Source organism: Streptosporangium sp. G11, assembly GCF_051192615.1.
Classification (GTDB): Bacteria; Actinomycetota; Actinomycetes; order Streptosporangiales; family Streptosporangiaceae; genus Streptosporangium.
Window position 1 is genome coordinate 1 of sequence record NZ_JBPJUQ010000258.1, and the last position, 1,855, is coordinate 1,855.

At 64.6% G+C, this 1,855-nt stretch carries 1 protein-coding gene and 1 pseudogene; one reads left to right on the top strand and one right to left on the bottom strand.

Going from position 1 to position 1,855, the window contains the following annotated elements; translation table 11 throughout:
- Window positions 1–187: 187 nt before the first annotated feature.
- A complete protein-coding gene (locus ACSDR0_RS50360; RefSeq protein WP_435296093.1) occupies window positions 188–658 on the bottom strand; it encodes a hypothetical protein in 471 nt (156 codons plus the stop codon).
- 598 nt (window positions 659–1,256) lie between these two features.
- Between ACSDR0_RS50360 and ACSDR0_RS50365 the strand changes: the two are divergent.
- A pseudogene (locus tag ACSDR0_RS50365) lies at window positions 1,257–1,855 on the top strand (hypothetical protein); the annotation flags it as partial.

The window sequence follows — 1,855 nt, forward strand, 5'->3', positions numbered from 1 at the left end:
CCTCACCGCCCATCAACGACCCGCTGGGCCCTGATCGTACGTCTAATCTTGCTGCTCAAAAAGGAACGAAGCACTAGAGTCGCGGGCCGACACGATTCACTGACGCGGACGGCAGTACCAGAACGGTCGTATTTCGGCCCTCTGCGATGTCATGGTGCGGCTACCTACGCCGACGCGAGGGCTGGTCCTACCTGGTCTTGCGGTAGGCGTTGCTGGCGGGCATGAAGAACAGCACGATCGCGGCCAGCGCCAGCACCACGAAGGGCACATCGGCGATCAGCGTGAGGGTTGGTATGGCGATGAACAGGTCTGCCGCTTTCATGAGCAGGGAGAAGGCGAGAATCAACGCGGAGAAGACCCGGGTGGCACGGCCGCCGCGCAGCGCCAGCCATGCGAGTAGGACGAGCACTAGCGACCAGAAGATCGTCGCGTACGCCATCGAGGTGTAGATGGTGACCAGGTTCGTCGCCCGCTCGGATCCGGTGTCGACCATCTCCGGAGTCACCGGGCCGTCGCTGGAGGTCGCGCTCGCGGCGATCTGCTCTTTGACCACATCCATGCTCGAGGTGAGGATCGCGATGGCACCGATCAGGTTGAGCCCTGCGGCGGCGATGGCGGCGGCCACCGCCGAGGTCAGGGTCGCTGGCCGCCTGTTCACGCCTCTCACGGACTGGCGACCGAGGGAGACGGGAGTTTGCTGTTCGTACGTGGACATCGGAAAGCTCTTTCTCCAGATCGTTGACGTGTGGGACGAGAACTGGCGCTTTGTGGATGGATCGGAACGACCCTGTGTTCAAGGCAGGTTCTCGCCCGGAATTCAGTTGGGCTCAACGAGCTTGACTGACGTTGCTACGTGACTGTCCACACCCGCAAGACCGTGCCATCGTCAACAAGTTGCGCGGCCGTGCAACTTGTTGCCGCGGTCGCATCGATGAGCCTTGCCTCGGGCGTGCTGGACGGCCGGGCCGGGATCTTCGTTCATGACGACTACTGCGGCTGGCACCGATTCGACGCCCCTCACCCCGTGCAGCAGTGTGCCTCGCATATCTTTGCGCTACCTGCAGGGCGCCGCCGCGCTGCGTCCGACCTTGCAACAGTGGGCGGGCGAGGTCCAGCAGGACTCATCACGCCCGACGGCTTGTCATGGCGAAAGATCGCCAATTACGGTCAAGTCCGTTATCTACGCGCCACCACCATCAAGGCGGCAATCCTTGCGAGCCCGACTCGCGGCTGTCGTAGTCGCACTCTTATTCCCGTTGTCGACCGCTCCAGCGCTGGCCGAGCAGGCCACGCCGCCCACCGGTTGTGGTCTCCAGACTCTCGGCACACTTCCCCTCATGTCGGCGACCACGCCGGGCACCGCGCTCGACGCCGACCACCCCGCAGGACCGCGCATCTACTCGGTCACCTCGAGCGCGTCCCCGCCCGCAGTCCTGGGCATCAGGAACGCGCTGGACGGCAAGCTAATCGCGGAACGACCGCTCCCCGTGGCGCTCGGCTCCTGGGCTGTCACTGTGGCTCCTGACCACTCGGTATATGTGGGCAGCTATAACGCGGCCGCCGGCGCGATGGGGCGGCTGTTCCGCTACAACCCGGCAACCGACCAGGTGAGCGAGCTCGGCATCGCCGTTCCTGGCGAGACGTTCGCCTGGACCGTGGCCGCGTCGCGAGACGGTGCCGCCGTTTACGGAGGCACCTCGCCCAACGGCAAACTCTTCCGCTACAACACCGCCACCGGGCAGATCAAGGACCTGGGCAGCCCTGTCCCCGGTGAGCAGTGGAGTTGCCCCGGTTCGGTAGACACGTCAGGGCTTTCGGCTACGCGGCAGCATAGTTGTCTTCGTGAGTGGGCTTG